The sequence below is a fragment of the Maricaulis sp. B-26 genome, assembly GCF_056857855.1.
Genome location: NZ_JBSXNX010000024.1, coordinates 24,886 through 47,182 on the forward strand (window position 1 = coordinate 24,886; position 22,297 = coordinate 47,182).

Annotated in this window: 21 protein-coding genes; 16 read left to right on the forward strand and 5 right to left on the reverse strand. The window is 66.1% G+C overall.

Annotated elements, in window-relative coordinates; all coding sequences use genetic code 11:
* Positions 1–53: 53 nt before the first annotated feature.
* The 3 genes from AC13HB_RS10745 (at position 54) to AC13HB_RS10755 (ending at position 3,071) form a co-directional block, all read left to right on the forward strand.
* Complete coding sequence (locus AC13HB_RS10745; RefSeq protein WP_482949752.1) at positions 54–1,346, forward strand: S8 family serine peptidase; 1,293 nt, start codon at positions 54–56, stop codon at positions 1,344–1,346.
* A 98-nt stretch (positions 1,347–1,444) separates the two neighbouring features.
* Entirely contained in the window at positions 1,445–2,443 is a 999-nt protein-coding gene (locus tag AC13HB_RS10750; protein ID WP_482949753.1) for a hypothetical protein, read from the forward strand.
* Positions 2,444–2,519: 76 nt separating this feature from the next.
* The gene (locus tag AC13HB_RS10755) at positions 2,520–3,071 is read left to right on the forward strand and encodes a hypothetical protein (protein WP_482949754.1); all 552 of its coding nucleotides are present in this window, start codon (positions 2,520–2,522) and stop codon (positions 3,069–3,071) included.
* Positions 3,072–3,197: 126 nt separating this feature from the next.
* On the opposite strand, the gene ubiG is transcribed toward AC13HB_RS10755, so the two are convergent.
* Entirely contained in the window at positions 3,198–3,962 is a 765-nt protein-coding gene (ubiG, locus tag AC13HB_RS10760) for a bifunctional 2-polyprenyl-6-hydroxyphenol methylase/3-demethylubiquinol 3-O-methyltransferase UbiG (RefSeq protein ID WP_482949755.1), read from the reverse strand.
* A gap of 214 nt (positions 3,963–4,176) precedes the next feature.
* Between ubiG and AC13HB_RS10765 the strand changes: the two genes are divergently transcribed.
* The 12 genes from AC13HB_RS10765 to AC13HB_RS10820 all read left to right on the forward strand — a co-directional run bounded on the left by AC13HB_RS10765 (position 4,177) and on the right by AC13HB_RS10820 (position 16,536).
* Complete coding sequence (locus tag AC13HB_RS10765; protein ID WP_482949756.1) at positions 4,177–5,394, forward strand: aspartate kinase; 1,218 nt, start codon at positions 4,177–4,179, stop codon at positions 5,392–5,394.
* Between the two features lie 2 nt (positions 5,395–5,396).
* Entirely contained in the window at positions 5,397–7,691 is a 2,295-nt protein-coding gene (ptsP, locus tag AC13HB_RS10770) for a phosphoenolpyruvate--protein phosphotransferase (protein ID WP_482949757.1), read from the forward strand.
* A 119-nt stretch (positions 7,692–7,810) separates the two neighbouring features.
* Entirely contained in the window at positions 7,811–8,632 is an 822-nt protein-coding gene (locus AC13HB_RS10775; RefSeq protein WP_482949758.1) for a RodZ domain-containing protein, read from the forward strand.
* A gap of 123 nt (positions 8,633–8,755) precedes the next feature.
* Positions 8,756–9,904, forward strand: coding sequence for a flavodoxin-dependent (E)-4-hydroxy-3-methylbut-2-enyl-diphosphate synthase (gene ispG / locus AC13HB_RS10780; protein ID WP_482949759.1), 1,149 nt, complete (start codon positions 8,756–8,758; stop codon positions 9,902–9,904).
* Positions 9,905–10,032: 128 nt separating this feature from the next.
* Positions 10,033–11,019, forward strand: a complete 987-nt coding sequence (locus AC13HB_RS10785; RefSeq protein ID WP_482949760.1) for a DUF2268 domain-containing putative Zn-dependent protease — start codon at positions 10,033–10,035, stop codon at positions 11,017–11,019.
* Positions 11,020–11,056: 37 nt separating this feature from the next.
* Positions 11,057–11,410, forward strand: a complete 354-nt coding sequence (locus tag AC13HB_RS10790; protein WP_482949761.1) for an ArsC/Spx/MgsR family protein — start codon at positions 11,057–11,059, stop codon at positions 11,408–11,410.
* On the forward strand, positions 11,407–12,489 hold the full coding sequence (locus AC13HB_RS10795; protein ID WP_482949762.1) for a threonine aldolase family protein: 1,083 nt from the start codon (positions 11,407–11,409) through the stop codon (positions 12,487–12,489). The genes AC13HB_RS10790 and AC13HB_RS10795 overlap by 4 nt, the downstream gene beginning before the upstream one ends.
* Positions 12,486–13,067, forward strand: a complete 582-nt coding sequence (locus tag AC13HB_RS10800) for an LOG family protein (protein ID WP_482949763.1) — start codon at positions 12,486–12,488, stop codon at positions 13,065–13,067. The genes AC13HB_RS10795 and AC13HB_RS10800 overlap by 4 nt, the downstream gene beginning before the upstream one ends.
* Before the next feature lie 98 nt (positions 13,068–13,165).
* Positions 13,166–13,582, forward strand: a complete 417-nt coding sequence (locus tag AC13HB_RS10805; RefSeq protein WP_482949764.1) for an MAPEG family protein — start codon at positions 13,166–13,168, stop codon at positions 13,580–13,582.
* Between the two features lie 56 nt (positions 13,583–13,638).
* The gene (prfA, locus tag AC13HB_RS10810) at positions 13,639–14,712 is read left to right on the forward strand and encodes a peptide chain release factor 1 (RefSeq protein WP_482949765.1); all 1,074 of its coding nucleotides are present in this window, start codon (positions 13,639–13,641) and stop codon (positions 14,710–14,712) included.
* A gap of 7 nt (positions 14,713–14,719) precedes the next feature.
* Complete coding sequence (gene prmC, locus AC13HB_RS10815) at positions 14,720–15,661, forward strand: peptide chain release factor N(5)-glutamine methyltransferase (protein ID WP_482949766.1); 942 nt, start codon at positions 14,720–14,722, stop codon at positions 15,659–15,661.
* A 242-nt stretch (positions 15,662–15,903) separates the two neighbouring features.
* The gene (locus AC13HB_RS10820; RefSeq protein WP_482949767.1) at positions 15,904–16,536 is read left to right on the forward strand and encodes a DUF4167 domain-containing protein; all 633 of its coding nucleotides are present in this window, start codon (positions 15,904–15,906) and stop codon (positions 16,534–16,536) included.
* Between the two features lie 58 nt (positions 16,537–16,594).
* Here AC13HB_RS10820 and AC13HB_RS10825 read toward each other — a convergent pair whose 3' ends face one another.
* A complete protein-coding gene (locus AC13HB_RS10825) occupies positions 16,595–17,350 on the reverse strand; it encodes an MOSC domain-containing protein (protein WP_482949768.1) in 756 nt (251 codons plus the stop codon).
* A gap of 170 nt (positions 17,351–17,520) precedes the next feature.
* On the opposite strand from AC13HB_RS10825, the gene clpB reads away from it, so the two are divergent.
* Positions 17,521–20,130 (forward strand): ATP-dependent chaperone ClpB, encoded by a 2,610-nt coding sequence (gene clpB, locus AC13HB_RS10830; protein WP_482949769.1) that lies wholly within the window; start codon positions 17,521–17,523, stop codon positions 20,128–20,130.
* Between the two features lie 63 nt (positions 20,131–20,193).
* Here the strand turns inward: clpB and arsB are convergent, their stop codons facing one another.
* From arsB to AC13HB_RS10845, 3 genes are read right to left on the reverse strand one after another with little or no spacing between them, the layout of a single operon-like run.
* Positions 20,194–21,261, reverse strand: a complete 1,068-nt coding sequence (gene arsB / locus AC13HB_RS10835) for an ACR3 family arsenite efflux transporter (protein WP_482949770.1) — start codon at positions 21,259–21,261, stop codon at positions 20,194–20,196.
* A 4-nt stretch (positions 21,262–21,265) separates the two neighbouring features.
* Entirely contained in the window at positions 21,266–21,784 is a 519-nt protein-coding gene (locus AC13HB_RS10840; RefSeq protein WP_482949771.1) for an arsenate reductase ArsC, read from the reverse strand.
* A 45-nt stretch (positions 21,785–21,829) separates the two neighbouring features.
* Positions 21,830–22,264, reverse strand: a complete 435-nt coding sequence (locus AC13HB_RS10845) for a glyoxalase superfamily protein (protein ID WP_482949772.1) — start codon at positions 22,262–22,264, stop codon at positions 21,830–21,832.
* Positions 22,265–22,297: the final 33 nt, after the last annotated feature.

Below are 22,297 nucleotides of genomic sequence, written 5' to 3' on the forward strand. Positions count from 1 at the left end.
TCCATGCGTTGTTATCCAGCGCAATATCGCGCGCGAGAAAGGCGGAAAGCGGAATGGCCCGAAGACCACAGTCTCGAAATCCCGTCCGGCTGCGAACCGTGGTGCTTGCGGCTCTGTCGGCCTGCCTTCTGTCAGCCGCCGGTCAGGCCCAATTGCCGGTCGACCTGCCCGATACGGGCCGCCTCCCGGTGCGCGATCTGACCGACCGCCTGCGGGACCGGCTCGACGAACCGGTCGATGCCATCGAGGACGCCCGGCAGCAGACTCTCGACCGGCTGTTGCGGGCAAATCGCGACCGGCTCGAACGCAGCCCTGCGGGCGATATCATCCTGCGTCGGCAGATCACGGCGCTGCGAATCGCTGCCCCCTTGCCGGAGACGGTGATCGATGCGGGCTTCGGCATCGTCCGGCGGCGTCCGCTGGTCGGCCTGGGCGGCGAACTGATCGTGCTTGAAGTGCCCCTGGGCCTGTCCACGGCCGGCGCGCTCCGGCTCGCGCGCTCTCTCGATCCCGCCGGGACGTATGACTTCAATCATGTCTATAGCGGGTCCGGCCGGCAGCCCGGCGGCATGCCGGGCGCTGGACAGGGCGGATATGTACGCCTCGGTCTGGTCGATACGGGGGTTGATACGGCTCACCCGGCCTTTCGCGGCGTGGACTTCCTGGTGCGCGGCTTTGTCGAGGAGCGATATGTGCCCGCCGCACACGGTACGGCGGTGGCCGATATTGCGAGTGCGCCGGCGGAGGCCGGGCCTGCCCCGCTGATCTATTCGGCCGACATCTATGGCGGCGAGGCGACGGGCGGTGCGCTCGACGCGCTGGTCGACGCCCTGTCGTGGATGGCCCGGGAGGAGGTCGGCGTCATCAATGTCAGCCTTGTCGGCCCGGACAATCTCCTCCTGCGCGAGGTCGTGGCCACGCTGCAGGCGCGCGGCCACATCGTCATAGCCGCAGTCGGCAATGACGGACCGGCGGCACCGCCGCTTTTCCCCGCGGCCTATGACGGTGTTGTCGGCGTGACCGGGCTGGGCCGCCGCAATCGCATCCTGCCGGAGGCGTGCCGTGGACCGCATGTCGACGTCGCCGCGCCCGGCTTGCTGGCAGATGTGGCAGTGCCGGGCGGGGCGACCGGACCGGTACGGGGCACCTCCTTTGCTGCGCCCCTGGTCGCGGCCCGGCTCGCCCGCTTTCACCCGACGCCGGATGCCGAACGAGCGGCGGCGGTACTGGCAGCGCTGATGAGCGGGCTTCGCGATGCGGGCGTACGAGGCCGCGACCCGGTCTATGGCGCGGGCATTCTGGACGCGGGCGCGGCCATTCCGGTCGCTGCCGCAAGCGAGCGGTGACCTGGCTGCAGAAAATTTTCCGGTCCGGGGAATAAAAACCGGCGCCGGTGCGTTCTCTCCACATGGTCGCGATTTGCGATGCAAAGAGGGAGAGACCGATGAAGCCCTTTCTGACGACGGCAATCCTGCTGGCGCTGGTGGCCGGTACGGCTGAAGCGCAGCTTTCGACGGCGACCGACGCCGCGACATCCACGACAGGCGAGGTCGCGCTGGACCCGGCATCGAGACTCGATCCGGTCATGGCGCCCACCGGACGGTTGAGCCGGATCGAGCAGATGCGGCTCGACCGGGAGCGTCGCGAAGCGCGCCGTCAGGCGCGGCGGGCGGCGCGCGCGGAAGCCGAGGCAGCACAACGCCCCGCCGCCGCAGTGAATACCCGCATGGACGCATCAGCGGACATGATGGCCGACACGGCTTCCGGCTCGATGGCGGCGGCGAAGACCGACGCCGAAACCGCTGTCCGGATCGCCGCTCCCGAGGCCCAAGCCACTGCATCCGGCTCCGCGAGCGGTGCAGCCGAAGCCGGTGCGACCGCGCCGGCGCCGATCGAAGTCAGCCAGCTCGCGGCCCCGGATGCCGGTCTCTCAACCGGAACGGATGCCGCGCTCGGGACGGGGGCGGACGTGTCGGGCGGGATGGAGACCGCGTTGACAGGCGAGACCGGGGCGGCGCTGGCCGTTGCCGGTCAGGTGGAGGCGAATGCCGAAACGGTGGTTCGTGAGACGACTGAAACCATCGCCGAAGCGTCGCCCGTGGTCGCCGCGCGCGTCGAGATGCCCGCCGCGCGTCGCTCGGGTGCGGCCCCGGCGCCCGTGTTCGTCAGCCACAATGATACGCATGTCCACACCCGCCATCGCCGTGTGTACAGCGATCGTCGCTCCGGGACCGCCATGCCGGCCCCGCAGATACCTCCCGCAGCACCGGCCGGACGCCCTGCGGGCGCAGTCCCCGTGCAGACCGTTTCGGATGCGGATACGCGAGTGTCAGCCGGACTGGGCTGGGCGGACTGGTCGGTCCTCCTGATCTCGCTGGGCCTGGTGCTGAGTGCGCTTTCCCTTGCACTGCGCCTGCAGTCGAAGCGGCGCGACACCGCCTGAAAAAAAGTCGGACGGCCCGGAAGAAATCCCGCTTCCGGGCCGTTGTCGTTCTGAACAGGCAGAAAAGGAGGACATCATGATCCGCCATATTGTTCCAACGCTCGTCCTGGCCATCATGCCGGTTCTCGCCGGCGGCGAGGGTGCGTCCGCACAGACCTTGCTCGGTGTTCGCGTCGGCCACGACCATCATGAGTCACGCCGGCAGCACCGCCTTCGTTACGAATATCATCACAGCTATTACGAGCGCGGTTATCACGAACACCGGTTCGAGTATTACCGGGGGGCTTGCGAAACACGCGGCGGCGGTCTGTCGCTCGGCGTCGATCTTGGCGGCGGCAGCCTCCTGTCGGCCTCGGTCGGGCGGCGCTGGACCGAGTGCGACCGCGGCCAGTTCAGCTACGCCCAGTACGATGCCTTCGACCACGACCGGGCGGCCTATTGGCACAATCCGGACAGTGGCCGCCGCGGTGTCATCCGCCCGGGGCCCCGCTATCGCGACGGCGGGCGCGAGTGCGCCCGGGCCCGGGCCGAGGTCTATGACCGCGACGGCGATTTCCAGTCTTTCGAGTTCGAGTCCTGCCGCGATAACGGCGGCCGCTGGCGCTATGAAGGCTCGCACAGCTGGTAGCCGGCCCGCTCCGGAATGACCGGTCCCGACCTGTCCCCTCGCCCTCAGGGGCCGGTTTCAGCGGGGCGCCGCATACCGCGGCGCCCCGTTTTTCATATGTCCGGACTGCGCGTGTCCGGGCCTGTTTTATGAAGCCGGTTTTTCCGCCACCATCATGTAGTTCACCGAAGTGTCGCTATCGATGGAGAACTGGTCGGTCAGCGGATTGTAGCCGACGCCGGCGGGCTCGCGTGTGGTCATGCCGCCGGCATGAAGGGCGGCGCGGATCTCGCGCGGCTTGACGAGTTTGTGGAAGCGGTGCGTGCCGCGCGGCAGCCAGCCCATGATCCATTCGGCGCCGACGATGGCGAGCGCGAAGGCCTTGGAGGTCCGGTTGATGGTCGCGCAGATCATCAGCCCGCCCGGCTTCACCAGCTTGGCGCAATCGACGAGGAAAGTGTGCGGGTTGGCGACGTGCTCCATCACTTCCAGGTTCAGGACCACATCGAAAGGCGGCTCGCCCGCTTCCAGCAATTGTTCGGCGACGCCGTGACGGTAATCGATGTCGAGCCCGTTCTCCTCGGCGTGGACGCTGGCGGTCTTGATGTTCGCCTCGGAGGCGTCGACGCCGGTTATGCTGGCGCCCAGACGGGCCATAGGCTCGCAGACGAGGCCGCCGCCGCAGCCGATGTCGAGAATGCGCAGGCCTTCAAGGGGACGCTCTCCCGACAGACCGAAATGGTCGCAGATCACCGAGCGGATATAGTCGAGCCGGACCGGGTTGAACTTGTGCAGCGGCTTGAACTTGCTCTCCGGATCCCACCACTCTGCGGCGATGCGCGAGAACTTCTCGACTTCTTCCGGATCGATTGAGGGACGCGACAGGGTTTCCGGTGCGGTGGCGGTTGCCATCGAATTTCTCCTCGCAGGCGAACAGGGCGCCGATTGCGTTCAAGCGTTGCGTGCAGGGCGCTGGCCGCGTAGTTATCCGCCGGCGCAACGACCCTGTTTGGCCTCAATATGGCCTCACCGTCGCGCCTTATCGAGCCCGGTGCGACGATTTAAGCAGTCGTCGGGCATTGGAACGCCGGACCGAAGCGGGGGCGAGAGCGAGGGACAGGGTGAGATGACGCGTGTCGTGGCGAAATTCGGCGGGACTTCGGTCGGCTCGATCGAGCGTATCCGGCATGCAGCAGGGCTCGTCGCTGCATCGAAGGCGGCTGGCGAGACGCCGGTCGTGGTGGTTTCGGCGATGGCCGGCGAGACCGACCGCCTGCTCGGCCTGGTCGGCGAACTGGGCGCCGGGCTCGGCGATGCGGAAGCCGATGTCGCCCTGTCGGCCGGCGAGCAGGTTTCCGCCGCTCTGATGGCGCTGGCGCTACGCGAACTCGGCCATGAGGCGCGGTCCTTCATGGGCTGGCAATTGCCCGTCGTCACGGACGGACCCGCCGGCGCCTCGCGGATTGCGGGCATGGATGCCGGCGTTCTCGAAGAGGCGCTCGAGGCGGGCACTATCCCGGTCGTGGCGGGGTTCCAGGGCATCACCCGGGAGGGTGACATCCGTACGCTGGGGCGGGGCGGCACCGATCTGTCTGCCGCCGCGCTGGCGGCTGCGCTCGGCGCGCGCTGCGATATCTATACCGATGTCGACGGGGTCTACACGACCGATCCGCGCATTGCGCCGGAAGCCGGCCGGCTCGATGCCATCAGCCATGACGAGATGCTCGAACTGGCCGCCCAGGGCGCCAAGGTGCTGCAGCCGCGCTCGGTCGAATTCGCGAAATCGCGGGGCGTGCCGATGCGTGTGCTATCCTCCTTCGAGGCGGCCGGACAGAGCCGCGGGACGGATATCGTAGCCGAGAAGGATATTGCCGAGCGCCGCATCGTTTCGGGCGTCGCCTATGCCCGGGACCAGGCCCGGATCGCCCTGCTCGGAGCACCGGGCCGGTCGGACCTGGCGGCACGCTGTTTCGCGCTGCTCGCCGAGGCCGAGGTCGGTGTCGACATGATCGTTCAGGCGCACGGGCGCACGCCGGGACGCGTCACGATCGAGTTTTCCGTCGCCCACCGTGATCTGGATCGCGCCCAGGCACTGCTGGAGCGTGAGATGGAGACGGTGGAGGTATCGTCCGAGACCGGGCTTGCGAAGGTCTCGGTCGTGGGCGCCGGCCTCCGTCAGAGGGCCGATGTGGCCCGGTCGCTTTTCAGCGTGCTCGCCGAGCAGGGAATTGCGGTGAAGGTGCTGGCCACGTCGGAGATCAAGATCTCGGCGCTGATCGATAATGATTCTGTCGAACGCGCCGTGCGGGCCTTGCACGGGGCGTACGGTTTGGATCAGGTGTAGGCATGGAAGACATGAACAACGCTCCGCTCCGGGATCCCCGCCGCCTGCTCAAGCGTATGCGCGAGCTCATGGCCGTGCAGGAAAATGCGCAGGCGCGGCTGGACCACCTCACGGCGATGATCGCCGAAGAGGCAGGCTGGGACGTGTGTTCGATCTATCTGTCGCGGCGGTCGAGCGCGCTCGAGCTTTGCGCGACCTACGGGCTGAAGCCGGAAGCCGTGCACCGCGTCTCGCTGCAGCCGGGCGAGGGCCTTGTCGGCCTTGTGGCGCGCCGTGCGCGACCGCTCGCCACCTCTGATGCGCGCGACCATCCGGCCTTCTCTTACAAGCCGGAGACCGGCGAGGAACCCTTCAACACCTTTGTCGGCGTCCCCATTCTTCGCGGTGGCCGCATGGTCGGCGTGCTCACCGCACAGACGGCGCAGGAGCGCCAGGTCGCGGACGACGAGATCGAGACGCTGCAGACCGTGGCCATGGTGCTCGCCGAGATCGTGGCTTCGGGCGATATCGTCGAGTCCGAGGAAATGGCCGGCCTGGATGTGCGTCAGTCGCGGCCGGAGCGTTTCCAGGGCGGCGCCTTTTCCGGCGGTGTCGCGCGCGGCGTCGCCGTGCTCCATGAGCCGCATGTCGAGTCGACCCGCCTGATCGCCGACGATCCGGCCTCCGAGGAGGAACGCCTGGACGTCGCCATTGCAGACCTGCGGGCCTCCATCGACGACATGCTGGACAGTGGCCGCATTCCCTTCGGCGGACCGACGCGCGACGTGCTGCAGGCCTATCGCATGTTCGCCCATGACCGGGGATGGCTGGAGCGTTTGCGCGAAGCCGTGCGCCGAGGCCTGACGGCCGAGGCGGCCGTGGAGCGGGTGCGTAACGAAAACCGGGCCCGGCTCATGAAAGCGGCGGATGCGACCTTCCGCGAGCGCCTTCACGACCTGGAGGATCTGGCCAATCGCCTCCTGAGGCATCTCGACGGTGGTGCCAAACTGGCGGCGAACCTTCCGGACGATGCCATCCTGATCGCGCGTAATATCGGGCCGGCGGAACTGCTGGATTTCGACCGTGAGAAGCTGCTCGGCATCGCGCTCGAGGAAGGCTCGGCCTCTTCCCATGCCGCGATCGTCGCGAAAGCGCTGGGCATTCCGCTGGTCGGCCGTCTGGAAGGCGCGCTCGACCGGGCCGAGAACGGCGACCCTGTCATTCTAGATGGCGAGTTCGGCCTGCTCCACATCCGACCGCAGCCGGACGTGGTGGAAACCTACGAAGCGCGGATCAAGGCCCTGTCGGAACGCCGCATGTCCTATGCGGAGTTGCGCGGCCCGACGGTGACGGCGGACGGCCAGCGGGTCGAGCTGCACATGAATGCCGGCCTGCTGATCGAGATGATGGCGCTGGACGAGATCGGCGCGGACGGCGTCGGCCTGTTCCGGACCGAGTTCCAGTTCATGGTCTCGGACACGCTGCCGCGGCTTTCCGCACAGGCGACGGTCTACAAGTCCGTGCTCGACGCCTCGGGCGACAAGCCGGTCGTCTTCCGCACGCTCGATCTGGGCGGCGACAAGGTGGCGCCCTTCGCGCCCTCGACTGTAGAGCCGAACCCGGCCCTGGGCTGGCGGGCGATCCGCATGGGCCTCGATCGCCCGGGCCTGCTGCGCTATCAGCTGCGCGCGCTCATCCTGGCCGCGGCCGGGCGCCCGCTGAAAGTCATGTTCCCGATGATCTCCGCGCCCTGGGAGGTCAGGGCTGCGCGCGACATGATGGACCGCGAACTCCGCCATGCAGAACGTAGCGGCCATGAAATGCCGTCCGATGTGCAGGTGGGCATCATGCTGGAGACCCCCGGCATGGCCTGGGCGCTGGAGCATTCCATCGATACGGTCGACTTCGTTTCGGTCGGCGCGAACGATCTGATGCAGTATTTCTACGCGGCCGACCGGGAAAATGTACGTGTCTCGGATCGGTACGATGTGCTCAGCCCGTCCGCCCTCGACCTGCTCAAAAAGGTGCGCGACATCTGCCACGAGCACGATACGCCGGTCTCGGTTTGCGGCGAGATCGCGGCCAAACCTCTGGAGGCCGCGGTGCTGATCGGCCTTGGTTATCAAAGTCTTTCCATGGCCGCCTCGAATATCGGCCCGATCAAGAAACTCGTCTCCGGACTGGATGCCGGCAAGCTTGGCACCTGGCTTGCGAGCCGTCTTCACAGCCCCGCGGACACGCTGCGTCCGCTCCTGCTCGAGGCAGGGGAGGATGCCGGATTACCCCGCGAGGCCATTGAAAACGGGCGAGGGATTTGATCTTATAAGGAAGCGGTAAGGGTAATGCCCCTCATTCGCGTTCTTACGGATGTTAATCTCTCGATAACAATGAGAGAGCGGCTAGGGTGATGTCGGGTCAAGCGACAAGCGCGGGTTTCGTGCCAGTAGATGCCGTCTATTCCGGTGACGGCGTCGGATATGTACAGCTTACAGCGGGCGAGCGTCTCCGGGAGGCGCGCGGCAAGCTGAATCTGACTCTCGAACAGGCCGCCACACGCACCCGTATCCGGGCCGATTATCTCGAAGCTCTGGAAGAGATGGACCCGCGAGGCCTGCCGGCCCGCGCCTATGCCATCGGCTATCTGCGCACTTATGCCAGCTTCCTCTCCCTGGAACCGGCGGGCGTCGTCGAACAGTTCAAGCGCGAGGTCGATACCGAGACCGGGCGCGCTCAGCCGACCGCTGCCGCCAAGACGCGCGAGCCGATCAAGCTGCCGCGCGGCGCCTTCGGGGCTATCCTGATCCTGATCGCCCTGGCCAGTGTGGCCTGGTGGTATGCCGAGCAGACCTCCGGCAATCCGATCCTGAACAATCTGCCTTCGCCGCCCGATGCGGCGCCGGAATGGGCGCGTGCGGATTTCGACGCGCGGTCGCCGGCCTCGGTCGATGCGATCTGGAGCGATCTTCCCATCGGCGCCGATCCGGCCGGGATCGGCGATGTGGTCATGCGCGCCGAAGCACCGACCTGGATGGAAGTCCGTGATGCTTCCGGACGTATCCTGTTCTCCCGCGACGTACTGCCGGGCGAGACCTATCGCGCCCTCGAGCCGGGCCTGACGGTTTCGGCGGAAGATGCGGGCGCCATCATACTCGTGCGCGACGGCGAGGTGATCGGACCGCTTGGCGAGCCGGGCATGGTGGTCGAGAACCTGCCTGTCCTGCCTGAGCCGGCCACGGTGGCGGAAAACCAGCCGCGCTGAACCCGATCTGCGGCAATTCCGCTGATTATGCCCTGACCGGTCGAAACCGCGCGGGCGACACGTTATATGCAGGGGGAATGTGCGATGCGGCGCGGCTTGTGCGCGCCGCCATGGAGCCACCCTATGACCTCATCCGACAAGGATCCCCGCAGTGTGCGCCCCTGGCGCATGATCGAGCGACGCCCGAGCCGGACTATCCGGATCGGCGGACTCGAGGTCGGCGGCGATGCGCCGATCAGCGTCCAGACCATGACCAATACGCCCACGGCGGACGCGGCGGCCACGATCGACCAGATCCGCCGCTGCGAAGAGGCAGGGGCGGATCTGGTCCGGGTATCCTGCCCCGACGAGGATTCCACGGCCGCCTTCAGGACGATCGCGAAAGCGGCGACGGTTCCGCTGATCGCGGATATCCATTTCCACTACAAGCGCGGCATCGAAGCCGCCGAGGCGGGCGCGGCCTGCCTGCGCATCAATCCGGGCAATATCGGCTCGATGGACCGGGTGAAGGAGGTCGTCTCCGCCGCCCGGGATCACGGTTGCGCCATCCGTATCGGCGTCAATGCCGGCTCGCTCGAGCGGCACTTGCTGGAGAAATACGGCGAGCCCTGTCCCGAAGCGATGGTCGAGAGCGCGCTGGACCATGCCCGCATCCTCGAGGAGCTGGATTTCCGCGAATACAAGATTTCCGTGAAGGCCTCCGACCCCTTCCTGACGGCGGCCGCCTATCAGGCCCTTTCCGAAGCGACCGATGCTCCGCTCCATCTCGGCGTCACCGAAGCGGGCGGCCAGCGCATCGGCACGGTGAAATCCTCGATCGGGATCGGTTCCCTGCTCTGGGCCGGAATCGGCGACACGATCCGCGTTTCGCTGTCCGCTGAGCCGGAGGAGGAGGTCCGCGTCGGCTTCGACATCCTCAAATCGCTCGGCTTGAGGACGCGCGGCGTCAACATCATCGCCTGCCCGTCCTGCGCCCGTCAGGGCTTCGACGTGATCAAGACCGTCGAGACGCTGGAACAGCGCCTGGCGCATATTTCCGAACCGATCTCGCTGTCCATCATCGGCTGCGTGGTCAACGGCCCGGGCGAAGCGCTGATGACCGATATGGGCTTCACCGGCGGCGGCGCCGGTCGCGGCAAGATGTATGTGTCCGGCAAGCCGGATCACAACGTCTCCAACGAGGCGATGATCGAGCATATCGTTGAAATGGTCGAAGCGCGGGCGGAGGCATTGCGCGCGGAGCGCGAGAGCGACACGGAAGCGGCCGAGTAGCAAGCGGCCTCACGGCCCCCGCTTTCACTGACCGGGGACGCTCGCACTGTCTGTCCCGGTGGCAGCCGGCAAAGGCTCTGGTATTCCTCGCTTAACGCCGGGGGCGTTGATCAAGGAATTCTGTTTCGATGAAATACTCTCTCACCGCGCTTGCTATGGCAGCCGGGCTGACCGCGCCGTCTCTGGCGCAAGGTGTCGATCCGTCTTCCGCTACGGTGGAAACCGGCGATGCCTATCGCTTCATTTCGGTTTTCGAGGCCGCCGAGGGCGCTCCGAGCGCCGAGGCGTTGCAGGCCGGCTATCTCGATCCGGGCTCGAACGCCGTCGAGATTTTCACGCCGAACCGGATCCAGAACGCCGACAATCTCGCGGCCCGTATTGCCGCCAATCCGGGCCTCTATCGCCGGGCGATCGATGTCTGCCTGCCCATCGCGGAAACGATGACGCCGGAATTGCGGACGATTTATGCAAACATGCACGCCTTGCTGCCTGACCAGGAACTTCCGGAAATCCATGTCCTCTTCGGGGCCGGCAATTCCGGCGGCACGGCGGGGCCGGGCGCCCAGGTGCTCGGGCTGGAAGTGATCTGCGCGGTCAAGGAGAGCGAGGACGAGATCCGCCAGGCCTTCCGCATGTTCTTTGCGCATGAGACGGTGCACACTTTCCAGACGCGACCGGAAGACTCGCTGATGGGCGCGGACCCGCTACTTGTTGCCAGTCTCGCCGAAGGCGTGCCTGACTTCATCGCGGCGCAGGTCACCGGCGAGGTGCCCTGGGCGGAACGCGACGCCTGGGCGCGCGAAAATGCGGACATGCTCTGGGCCCGGTTCGCCGAGGACCGCGAGATCATCCGGGCGGGCTATGACAGCAATGCGGCCGGTAATCCCTTTTCCGACGAGGCGGCGGCAGCGGCCGGACGCTGGCTGGGCAATTACGGCAATGCCCCGGAGGGCTGGTATTACGAGGCCGGCTACTGGATCGGACGCCAGATCGCCCAGGCCTATTACGACAATGCCGCCGACAAGGCCGCTGCACTGGATGCGCTGATTGCTCTGGACGATCCGGCTGGCATTCTGGAAGGGAGTGGCTTGACCGGGCTTGCCTCGGGACACTAGCTCTCTTCCTCACGAGCAACTCCGAGCGGATAACTCCATGACCCTGACAGTTTACGGCCTGAAGAATTGCGACACCTGCAAGAAAGCTCTGAAGGCGCTGGAGGGGAGCGGGGTCGCTCACAGATTCGTGGACATCCGCGAGGAGGCAGACCGGGTCGCCAAGGTTCCCGCCTGGCTCGAAGCGGTCGGTGAGGGCGCGCTGGTCAACCGCCGCTCCACGACCTGGCGGAACCTGTCCGAGGCGGACAAGAGCGTCGCGTCCGAAGATCCGGCCGGCCTCCTCATCGCCAATCCGACGCTGATCAAGCGGCCGGTGATCGAACAGGGCGCTGTGATCCATGTCGGCTGGACACCGGCGGTGGAGGCGGCGCTCCTGCCGGAGGCGAAATGATGGAGGCGGGTCTCAAGTCGCGCTGCGATATCGACCTCTCCTTTCCCCTTCATGGCGACAATAACCCGGCGGCGCATCTGCGCGCCGTCGCCGATTTCATGGAGGCCGAAGGCTACGGGCCCGAAGCCTATCTGGCCGGCCCCTCCGTCGTGGACCTCGAGGCGCAAGTCGCCGAGCTGCTGGGAAAACAGGATGCTATGTGGTGCGCCACGGGGACCCTGGCCCAGGGTGTCGCCGCGCGTATCCATGCCGAGGCTACGGGCCGCAAGGACATATTGCTTCACCCGACCTCGCATCTCGAACTGCACGAGCATCACGGCTATCGCCATGCCCACGGGCTCGAGGCGCGTCTTTACGGCGACTGGCACGAAACCCTGACCGCCGACGATCTCGAACCGGCGGCCTGTGCCTTCGTGGAGCTGGGCCAGCGCCATAATGGCGGGGCGCTGCCGGACTGGGAGGTGCTGGTCGCCATCAAGGCGCGCGCCCGCGAACTGGGCGTGAAGCTGCATATGGACGGCGCACGTCTCTGGGCGGCGCGGACCTTCTATGACGGCCGCAGCCTGGCCGAGATCGCCGACGGGTTCGATACGGTCTATGTCTCCTTCTACAAGGATATCGGGGCCAGCGGCGGGGCCGTCCTCGCCGGTGATGCAGAAGTCGTGGAGCAGGCGCGCATCTGGCGCGGGCGGCTGGGTGGCAATCTCGTCTCGGCCTGGCCCATGGTGCCCGATGCGCTGCGCCTGCTCGACACGCGGCTGGCGCAGATGCCGGACTTCGTGGCTCGCGCCAGGGCGATCGCGGCTGCGGTGGACGATATGGACGGCCTCACGGTGACGCCGAATCCGCCGCACACCAACCAGATGCATGTTCGCCTGCCCTGCGATCGCGCCACCGCCGAGCGGGCACGGGATGCGGCGGCAGAGGCGACGGGCGTCTGGCTGGGCAATCGCTTCTGGCATTTCGAGCACGATCCGGTGCCGGCGCTGGAGCTCACAGTCGGCGAACGCGCGCTCGAGGCGCCGCTTCAGTCTATCGTCGATGCCCTGGAAGTCCTGGGCCGGGAGGCAAGCCGATGAAATCCATCTGTGTCTATTGCGGCTCCAATGAGGGCCGCAACCCGGCTTACCGGGCGGCGGCGCACGAGGTCGGAATCGCCTTGGCGGAACGGGATATCCAGCTCGTCTATGGCGGCGGCCAGGTCGGGCTGATGGGGCAGGCGGCGGACTCGGCCCTGGCCGCGGGCGGGCGTGTGATCGGCGTGATCCCCGAATTCCTCGCCCTCAAGGAAATCGCTCACATGGCGCTGTCCGAGCTTTTCGTCGTGCAATCGATGCATGAGCGAAAGGCGAAAATGGTCGATCTTTCCGACGCCTTCATCGCCCTGCCCGGCGGGATCGGGACGATGGAGGAATTGTTCGAGATCTGGACCTGGTCGCAGCTGGGTCAGCACCGGCATCCCGTCGGTCTGCTCAATGTGCATGGCTATTACGATCACCTCGTCGCCTTTCTCGACGGCATGACCCAGCAGGGTTTCCTGCAGGACGATCACCGCCGCTCGCTGATCGTCTCGGATCGCGTCGACACGCTGATCGCCGCCTTCGAGGCCTACCAGGCGCCGGCGGCCGATGTGCGGCTGAAGACCGGACAGACCTGATCCCCGTTTGCCGCATCCCCCCGATCCGGGAAATTTGCTCGCTTTTTCCGCGCGAAGCGCTCTAACCTCCGGCGAAATTGTTTCGGGGAGACTGAGCCGTGTTCCAATCCATCATGACGCCGATGCTGGTCCTGATCGCCTGGACCCTTGTGATGTTCGTCTGGATGTATGCCACGCGCATCCCGGCCATGCAGAAGGCCGGACTCAATCCGGGAAAGCTGAAAGAGAAGCGCGAGCTCGACGTCCTGCCCATCGAAGTGCGGCGGATCGCGGACAATTTCAATCACCTTCACGAACAGCCGGTCATCTTCTACGCACTGGTGCTCTATTCCCATCTCGTGGGCGTGGCCGACGGTCTCAACATCATGCTCGCCTGGGGCTATGTCGCTCTGCGCATTCTGCACTCGCTGATCCAGGCATTGTGGAATTACGTGCCCGTCCGTTTCCTCGTCTTCATCGCCTCGGGTCTTGTTCTGATCGTGATGACCGTGCGCAATTTGCTGGTGGCGTTCTGACCCGGCAACAGCCCGACAGGATTTTCATCGGCGGCGCTTGGTGCTAACCGAACGCCATGCACGCACCTGAAGCCAGACTCTCCCAAGTGATCGACCGGTTCGACCAGGTCGAGGCGCGCCTTGGCGCCGCGGCCGACCCGGACGAGATCGTCAAGCTGTCCAAGGAGCACGCCGAGCTCAAGCCGGTGGCCGAGAAGGCCAACGAGCTGAAGTCGGCGCGCCAGGAGCTGGACGATCTCGCCGAGATGATGGAGGGCGGCGACGCGGAAATGGCGGAGATGGCGCGCGAGGAATATTACGCGCTCAAGGAACGTCTGCCCGATCTCGAGCACGCGATGAACCTGCTCCTCCTGCCCAAGGACAAGGATGACAGCGCCAATGCCCTGATCGAGATCCGGGCCGGTACGGGCGGCGACGAGGCGGCGCTCTTCGCCGGCGATCTCTACAATATGTACCAGCGCTATGCGGCGCTGCAGGGCTGGAGCTGGGAGCTGGTCTCCGCCTCCGAGGGCGAGCATGGCGGCTACAAGGAAGTGATCGCCGCCGTGTCCGGAAATGGCGTGTTCGGCCGGCTGAAATTCGAAAGCGGCGTGCACCGGGTCCAGCGCGTGCCGGCGACGGAAAGCCAGGGCCGTATCCATACCTCCGCCGCCACGGTCGCGATCATGCCGCAGCCGGAAAATATCGATATCGAGCTGGACATGAATGATGTCCGGGTCGACACGATGCGCGCCTCGGGCGCCGGCGGCCAGCACGTCAACAAGACCGACTCGGCCGTACGCATGACGCACGTCCCGACCGGGCTCGTCGTGGTCTGCCAGGAAAAGTCACAGCACCAGAACCGGGCGCGGGCACAGGAACTCCTCAAGGCCAAGCTCTACGACATGGAGCGCGAGGCCGCCGCCGCCGAACGCGCGGCCGAGCGCAAGGGGCAGATCGGCTCGGGCGACCGCTCCGAGCGCATCCGGACCTATAACTACCCGCAGGGCCGCGTCTCCGATCACCGCATCAATCTCACCCTCTACAAGCTCGACCAGATCGTCGCGGGCGACGGGCTGGACGAAGTGATCACCGCGCTGATCGCAGAGGACCAGGCCGGGCGCCTCGCCGCGATGGAAGAGGCAGGCTGAGCCGGTCATGACCGGCCCTTTCGACAAGCTGGTTTCCGACGCGAAGGCGGATTTCGACGCAGCCGACAGCAAACCCTTGCGTGAAAGCTGGCTGGGCCTCGACCTGCAGGCCGTGCGGCGCGATCTCGTGGTGCGCCTGCTGGACGCCGGAATCGAGGAGGCCGAGTCGGAAGCCCGTCATCTCATCGCTCACGTCCTCGCGCCGACCACGCTGGCCGCCGCGCTCGCGGATCCGGCTCTGGTGTCCTGGCAGAGCATGGCGCAGCTCGCCGATCTGTCCTGGCTGCGTCTCAAACGCGTGCCGTTGAGCCAGGTCCTGGGCAGTCAGCCTTTCTGGACGCTGGACCTTGCCGTGACCGCGGACGTTCTGTCGCCGCGGGCCGATACGGAGACGCTGGTCGAGGCGGTGCTGGCGCGTGGACCGGAGGGGGAAGCTCGTCTGCTCGATCTCGGTACGGGCTCCGGCGCCATTCTCCTGGCGCTGCTGAGCGAGCGTCCGGGCTGGACGGGGCTCGGCGTCGACCTTTCTGCCGCCGCGCTGGCGGTTGCGCGCATCAATGCGAACCGGAACAGGCTGACAGCACGCGCCGCCTTCGCTGAAGGGCGCTGGGGCGAGGGGCTGGCAGACGGGGCATTCGACATCGTCGTGTCCAATCCGCCCTATATCGTCAGCGAGGTGCTCGCCGGGCTGGAGCCTGAGGTGCGCGATCACGAACCGCGCCTCGCCCTCGATGGCGGCGCGGACGGGCTGGATGCCTATCGCGAAATCGTCGCCGATCTGCCGCGCCTGCTCCGTCCGGGCGGGCTGTTCGCGCTCGAGATCGGCTACGACCAGGGCGAGACGGTCGCCGGGCTTGCCCGCGAGGCCGGCCTGACGGAAATCGCCTGCCTGAAGGATCTGGGCGGGCAGGACAGGGTGGTCCTCGGCCGGTCGCCCGCGGCGGGCTGAAGAAAGGCCAGGGTGGATAACGGCTAAAAGGGCTTGGAATGCTGGACGCGTGAGTCTAGGTTCATGTCAGGCAGGTGATGCGCGCCAATACGGGGGCACGCGCGGCCGGATGAGCCACCTGCCTTGATCCGGCCATTGATATCAGTACCTCGACAATACGGGCGCACAGGCTTGCACCTGCAAATGCACAGCAAAGCCAATAAGTTAGAATTAGCATCGCTGGTAGACAGGGATTAGGCGATATGAAGCGTCAACGCGGTCGGGGACGAAAGTCCGGAAACTCTGCGAACCGGAGCTATGAGAGCAATGGCCCGGAAGTGAAAATCCGTGGCAACGCCTCCCAGATCTACGACAAATACCTCCAGCTGGCGCGCGATGCCTCGTCCGCCGGTGACCGGGTGCGGGCCGAGAATCTCTACCAGCACGCCGAACATTATTACCGCATCGTGCAGGCCAATCAGCCCAAGCGCGATCCGAATCAGGACGATAATGGCGAGAATGCCGAAGCGTCCGGCGACGAGGATGGCGGCGACGGCCAGAATCAGCGCGATGGCCAGCGCGATGGCCAGCGCGAGGGACGTGAGCCCCGCCGCGGTCGTGGTCGTCAGCGCAAGGACCAGAGCGGCAATCGCGATGGTGGCCAGCAGCAGGACGACCCGCTCAATGTCGTGACGCCGGAAGGCGAAGGCGGCGGCGAGGACGCAGGCAATGAGAGCCAGGACGGCGACGAGGACGGCCCGCGCCGCCGGACGCGCCGCCCGCGCCGGACCAAGCCGACCGAGGACAAGGCGGCCGAAGCCGCACTCGAGAAGGCCAGCGCCGACACCGACGGCGACTCGACCGGCGGCGATGATCCGGAAAGCGAAGCGGCCTGATCGCTATAGCTTCAGGAACTGAAAAGGGCGGCACGGCGTGCCGCCTTTTTTGTGTCCGTCACATCGGATTGACCGGATCCCCGCCCCGGATCGATCCGCTCTCGAGTACGGTGAGATAGAGGCCGCAATCCATATGGCCCTGCGTGTCGAAGATGAGGCGGGGCAGGTCGATATCGCGCCGGGCCGTGACCGGATCGACGCTGGTGGCCGCGCAGCGGCGGATGCGGCTCTCCACGCGGCAGGCGATATTGCCGATCCGGATCGTTCGCCCCACCCAGTCCAGCTCGGACCAGGCCGTGGCGCCGTCGATCAGCAGGTTTCCGCGGAAACGGACAGGATCGATCGGGCGGCCCGTCTTTTCTGAAAGATCGCGGACCGTGGCCGCATTGATCAGGGATATCTGAGGCTCCGGAATATCCGTCATGGCCTGGCCTGGCGCGCTGACGATACGAAGCCCGCCCCGGATTTCGGCATCGAGCGTGTCGCGCAGGAGGTCGAACAGCGGATCGTGCGTGGCCGGATCGTCGAGATCGACCGTCACTGCATGCTCCGAACCATCGCGGACGCTGAGCTGTCCTGTGGCCGCGTCATAGCGGCAGTTCAGGGCGGCGAGGCCGGCTTGCTCCGCCAGCATGAGAAAATGCTTCTTCTTCAGATGCCCGGGGGCGGCCGGATCGAAGACCGGTTCGCCATGCTCGATCGCCCATCGCCGGTCGTCCGGCAGTGTCCGTCCCGCTGTCAGTGCGACGCTCTCGAGGTTGTCGGGCCCCAATCCCTTTACCGGAAACCGCGTGATTGCTGTAAGTTCTGGCATGGGATGTGAAAAGCTCCGTCCCGGGTGATCCGTACGCGTGGTCAGAATGTCGCGCTGCCACCACTTGTGTGTTGGTTATGCAACACCTACATGCGGTCTGAACCGCGTTTCTACCGTGCTTGATCAAGGCGGTGAAGCGTTTGATATCTCGCCTTCCACGGGGGATCTAAATGGATTTTGAAAGCTATACCGACCGCGGCAAGAGTATTATCCAGGCCGCGCAGGGGCTCGCCCTGAAATCGAGCCACCAGCAATTTGCGCCCGAGCACGTACTCAAGGCGCTGCTCGACGATGATGCCGGGCTCTCTGCCAACCTGATCAAGGCTGCCGGCGGGCGTATCCGCCAGGTCCAGGACGGCGTCGACCAGGCGCTGGCCGCCATGCCCAAGGTCGAGGGTGGCGAGGGCAAGCTCTACCTGACGCCGGAAACCGCCAAGATTTTCGATGCGGCCCAGGAAGCCTCCAAGAAGGCCGGCGACCAGTATGTGACCGCCGAACGCATCCTGCAGGCGATCGCGATGACGCCGAACAACAAGGCCTATGACGTGCTCAAGGCTGCCGGCGTGACGCCGCAGGGGCTCAATACCGCCATCAACGATCTGCGTCAGGGCCGGACCGCCGACAGCCAGTCGGCCGAGGACAGCTATGAAGCGCTGAAGAAGTATGCCCGCGACCTCACCGAGGTGGCGCGCGAAGGCAAGCTCGACCCGGTCATCGGCCGCGACGAGGAAATCCGCCGTGCCATCCAGGTCCTCTCCCGCCGCACCAAGAACAATCCGGTGCTGATCGGCGAGCCGGGTGTCGGCAAGACCGCCATCGCGGAAGGCCTGGCCCTGCGCATCGTCAATGGCGACGTGCCCGAAAGCCTGAAGGAAAAGCGTCTGCTCGCGCTTGATATGGGCGCGCTGATCGCCGGTGCGAAATATCGCGGCGAGTTCGAGGAGCGCCTCAAGGCCGTACTCAACGAGGTGACCTCCGCCAATGGCGAGATCATCCTCTTCATCGACGAGATGCACACCCTCGTGGGCGCCGGCAAGACGGATGGCGCCATGGATGCGTCCAACCTGCTCAAGCCGGCCCTGGCGCGCGGCGAGCTGCACTGTGTCGGCGCCACGACTCTAGACGAATACCGCAAGCATGTGGAGAAGGACGCGGCCCTCGCGCGGCGCTTCCAGCCGGTCATGGTGGAAGAGCCGAGCGTCGAGGATACGGTCTCCATCCTGCGCGGCCTGAAGGAGAAGTACGAGGTGCACCACGGCGTGCGTATCGCCGACAGCGCCATCGTCTCTGCCGCCAATCTCTCCAATCGCTACATCACCGACCGCTTCCTGCCGGACAAGGCGATCGACCTCATGGACGAGGCCGCCTCGCGTCTGCGCATGCAGGTCGACTCCAAGCCGGAAGAGCTCGACGAGATCGATCGCCGCGCCATCCAGCTGAAGATCGAGGCGGAAGCGCTGAAAAAGGAAAGCGACGACGCTTCGAGGGAGCGTCTGGAAACGCTGACCAAGGAAATCGCCGAGCTGGAATCCCGGTCCGCCGAGCTGACCGCCGCCTGGAGCGCGGAGAAGGCCAAGCTGGCCTCCGCGACCACGCTCAAGGAAGAGCTGGAGCGCATCCGTAACGAGCTGGTCGATGCGGAACGCCGCGGCGACCTCGCCCGAGCCTCCGAGATCAAATACGGTCGTCTCCCGGAGCTGGAGCGCCAGCTGGCCGAGGCGGAGGCCGAGGACGGCGCCGATGGCGACATGGTCCAGGAAGTCGTGGACGACGAGCAAATCGCCCATGTCGTTTCGCGCTGGACCGGCGTGCCGGTCGACAAGATGCTCGAGGGCGAGCGCGACAAGCTCTTGCGCATGGAAGACGCATTGCACAAGCGCGTCGTCGGACAGAACCCGGCCCTGGAGGCCGTGTCGGATGCCGTGCGCCGTGCCCGGGCCGGGCTGAAGGATCCCAATCGTCCGATCGGCTCCTTCCTCTTCCTCGGCCCGACCGGCGTCGGCAAGACCGAGCTGACCAAGGCGCTGGCCGAATTCCTGTTCGACGACGAGACGGCCGTTTCGCGCCTCGACATGTCGGAATACATGGAGAAGCACTCGGTCTCCCGCATGATCGGCGCGCCTCCGGGCTATGTCGGCTATGAGGAGGGCGGTGCCCTGACCGAAGCCGTGCGCCGCCGGCCCTACCAGGTCGTGCTGCTGGACGAGATCGAGAAGGCGCACCCGGACGTGTTCAACGTCCTCCTGCAGGTGCTGGACGATGGCCGCCTCACGGACGGTCAGGGCCGCACGGTCGATTTCCGTAATACGATCATCATCATGACCTCCAATCTCGGTGCCGAGCATCTGCAGCTCGTCGACGATGTGGAGGAGGCGCGCGACGGGGTGATGGCGGTGGTCCGCGGACATTTCCGGCCGGAATTCCTGAACCGCGTGGACGAGATCATCCTCTTCCGCAAGCTGGCCCAGGAGCATATGGGGGCGATCGTGGATATCCAGATCGACCGTCTCGGCACGCTGCTGGCCGATCGCCGCATGACGATCGAGATCGATGCCGGCGCCCGCGACTGGCTCGCGGCCAAGGGCTACGACCCGGCCTATGGCGCACGTCCGCTCAAGCGCGTCATCCAGAAAGAGCTGCAGGACCCGCTGGCCCGCCTCCTGCTGGAAGGCGAGATCAAGGATGGCGACACGATCAGCGTTTCGACCGAGGCCGGTGTGCTCACCGTCAATGGCGTCGCTATCGGCGTAAAGCCGCCCACGGTCGAAACCGTCAACTAGGCTGCTCCGGCAGCCGGGTGGAAAGGGCGCGTCCGGAGATGGACGCGCCCTTTGCCGTTCGGGCTAGCGCGCGAACCAGCCCTGCGTCCGGTTGGCCAGCGCCACGAGGGAGAGCATGACCGGCACCTCCACCAGCACGCCGACTACCGTGGCCAGCGCCGCGCCTGAATTCAGGCCGAACAGGCTGATAGCCACGGCTACGGCCAGTTCGAAAAAGTTCGACGTGCCGATCAGGGCGCAGGGCGCGGCGATGTTGAAGGGCGTCTTCCACAGCCAGGCCGCTGCATAGGCAATCAGGAAAATCCCGTAGGACTGGATCAGCAGCGGCGTCGCGATCAGGGCGATCGTGAGGGGCTGGGCCATGATGGTCCCGCCCTGGAAACCGAACAGGATCACCACCGTCGCGACCAGGCCAATGATGGAGGCCGGCTTCACCTTTGCGGTGAAACGCGCCACCCGGGCTTCCCCGCCGGATTTCTCGCGGCCGCGCGTGAGCAGTTTGCGGGTCGCCCAGCCGGCGGCGAGCGGCAGGATCACGTAGAGCGCCACCGAGAGGATCAGCGTCTCCCAGGGAACGGCGATCTCCGTCACGCCCAGGAGCAGGGCGACGATGGGGGCGAAAGCCACCACCATGATGAGGTCGTTGGCCGCCACCTGGACCAGGGTGTAGTTCGCATCGCCGCGGGTCAGCTGCGACCAGACGAAGACCATGGCCGTACATGGCGCGGCGCCCAGTATGATCAGGCCGGCAATGTATTGCTGCGCATCCTCCGGGGCGATCATCGGGGCGAAGACATGTTCGAAGAAGAGCACCGCCAGGAGCGCCATGGAGAAAGGCTTGACCAGCCAGTTCACGACCAGGGTGATGATGAGACCTTTCGGCCGCTCGCCGACATGGCCGAGGCTGGCGAAGTCCACATTGACCATCATCGGATAGACCATGGCCCAGATGAGCAGCGCGACAGGCAGATTGACCGAGGCGTATTCCAGCCGGCTGAGCGTCTCGAACAGCCCCGGCGCGATGACGCCGAGGGCGATCCCGCCCACAATGGCGAGACCCACCCATACGGAAAGCCAGGCCTCGAAAAAGCCGATCCCGCTCGGGGCGGCGGCCTGTGACGTGTCGCTCATCAGTTCAGCGCTCCAGTGAAGGCAGGGCATCCAGCGCGCTGGCGAGCGCCTCGCGATCATCGCCGTCCAGCGCGTCGATCAGCAAGCGGATGCGGGAATGCAGGGTTTGATAGGTGGTCTCGAACGCAATCCGCGCCGCGTCCGGATCCGCGACCGCGGCGGGATCGGGCAGGCCCCAATGGGCGCTCACGGGTGCGCCGGGCCAGACCGGACAGGTCTCGGCGGCCGCGCTGTCGCAGACGGTGATGACCGCATCGATCTCAGGCGCGCCGGGTTTCGCAAACACGTCCCAGCGTTTCGAGCTCAGACCGTCGACCGAATGGCCGTGCGCTGCCAGCGTCGCCAGGGCCTGAGGGTGCGGTTCATCTTTTGGATCGGAGCCGGCGGACAGACCGGTGAGGCGTTTGCCGCCGAGGTCGCGGAACAGCACTTCCCCGATAATGGAGCGCGCCGAATTGCCGGTGCAGAGGATCAGGATTGTAAGCATGGCGAGACGTCCGCGAGCCGAGGTCGCGGACGTCATATGGTTCGCCGGTGCAGAATACAACGACAGTTCTGTGACAGTGACCTAGAGGGCCAGCGCCAGGTGAGGCCGTCCGTCGGATGTCTTCGCCTCGCTACGGCCTTTAGTATCGACGGTCGCATTGATGCGCTTCCGCCAGGCCGAGAAGCTCTCGAAGGTCACCACGTCCACGGCTTCGTCGAGGTCGAGCGTGAGCCTGTAGTGATGACCGTCGCCGATCCGCTGCAGGGCGATGATCTCGCCGCGTACGGGCTGGCCGAGATACCGGCCGCGGACCTGCTGTCCGATAGCGAGCGGGGGGGCGGGCCGGTTTCCGGCCGCCGCGTGGGCCGTATTCCAGTCGCGATAGCCGTGCTGGTGCGCGACCAGTTCCAGCGCCTCGCTGTGGGAGATGAAATTGCCCTCATTCTCCAGGGCCCGGCGCAAGTTTTTTGCCTGTGCCTTGAGCGTGTCGAGGGACGGTAGGACGGGGTGAGTCATGTTTGCCTCATGCCTGTAATGCATGCGGATATC

Bases quoted from the DNA above. Each gene is read 5' to 3' on its own strand.
- AC13HB_RS10745 (WP_482949752.1), top strand. From the start codon at position 54: ATGGCCCGAAGACCACAGTCTCGAAATCCCGTCCGGCTGCGAACCGTG.
- AC13HB_RS10750 (WP_482949753.1), top strand. From the start codon at position 1,445: ATGAAGCCCTTTCTGACGACGGCAATCCTGCTGGCGCTGGTGGCCGGT.
- AC13HB_RS10755 (WP_482949754.1), top strand. From the start codon at position 2,520: ATGATCCGCCATATTGTTCCAACGCTCGTCCTGGCCATCATGCCGGTT.
- ubiG (WP_482949755.1), bottom strand. From the start codon at position 3,962: ATGGCAACCGCCACCGCACCGGAAACCCTGTCGCGTCCCTCAATCGAT.
- AC13HB_RS10765 (WP_482949756.1), top strand. From the start codon at position 4,177: ATGACGCGTGTCGTGGCGAAATTCGGCGGGACTTCGGTCGGCTCGATC.
- ptsP (WP_482949757.1), top strand. From the start codon at position 5,397: ATGGAAGACATGAACAACGCTCCGCTCCGGGATCCCCGCCGCCTGCTC.
- ispG (WP_482949759.1), top strand. From the start codon at position 8,756: ATGACCTCATCCGACAAGGATCCCCGCAGTGTGCGCCCCTGGCGCATG.
- AC13HB_RS10785 (WP_482949760.1), top strand. From the start codon at position 10,033: ATGAAATACTCTCTCACCGCGCTTGCTATGGCAGCCGGGCTGACCGCG.
- AC13HB_RS10790 (WP_482949761.1), top strand. From the start codon at position 11,057: ATGACCCTGACAGTTTACGGCCTGAAGAATTGCGACACCTGCAAGAAA.
- AC13HB_RS10795 (WP_482949762.1), top strand. From the start codon at position 11,407: ATGATGGAGGCGGGTCTCAAGTCGCGCTGCGATATCGACCTCTCCTTT.
- AC13HB_RS10800 (WP_482949763.1), top strand. From the start codon at position 12,486: ATGAAATCCATCTGTGTCTATTGCGGCTCCAATGAGGGCCGCAACCCG.
- prfA (WP_482949765.1), top strand. From the start codon at position 13,639: ATGCACGCACCTGAAGCCAGACTCTCCCAAGTGATCGACCGGTTCGAC.
- prmC (WP_482949766.1), top strand. From the start codon at position 14,720: ATGACCGGCCCTTTCGACAAGCTGGTTTCCGACGCGAAGGCGGATTTC.
- AC13HB_RS10820 (WP_482949767.1), top strand. From the start codon at position 15,904: ATGAAGCGTCAACGCGGTCGGGGACGAAAGTCCGGAAACTCTGCGAAC.
- AC13HB_RS10825 (WP_482949768.1), bottom strand. From the start codon at position 17,350: ATGCCAGAACTTACAGCAATCACGCGGTTTCCGGTAAAGGGATTGGGG.
- clpB (WP_482949769.1), top strand. From the start codon at position 17,521: ATGGATTTTGAAAGCTATACCGACCGCGGCAAGAGTATTATCCAGGCC.
- arsB (WP_482949770.1), bottom strand. From the start codon at position 21,261: ATGAGCGACACGTCACAGGCCGCCGCCCCGAGCGGGATCGGCTTTTTC.
- AC13HB_RS10840 (WP_482949771.1), bottom strand. From the start codon at position 21,784: ATGACGTCCGCGACCTCGGCTCGCGGACGTCTCGCCATGCTTACAATC.
- AC13HB_RS10845 (WP_482949772.1), bottom strand. From the start codon at position 22,264: ATGACTCACCCCGTCCTACCGTCCCTCGACACGCTCAAGGCACAGGCA.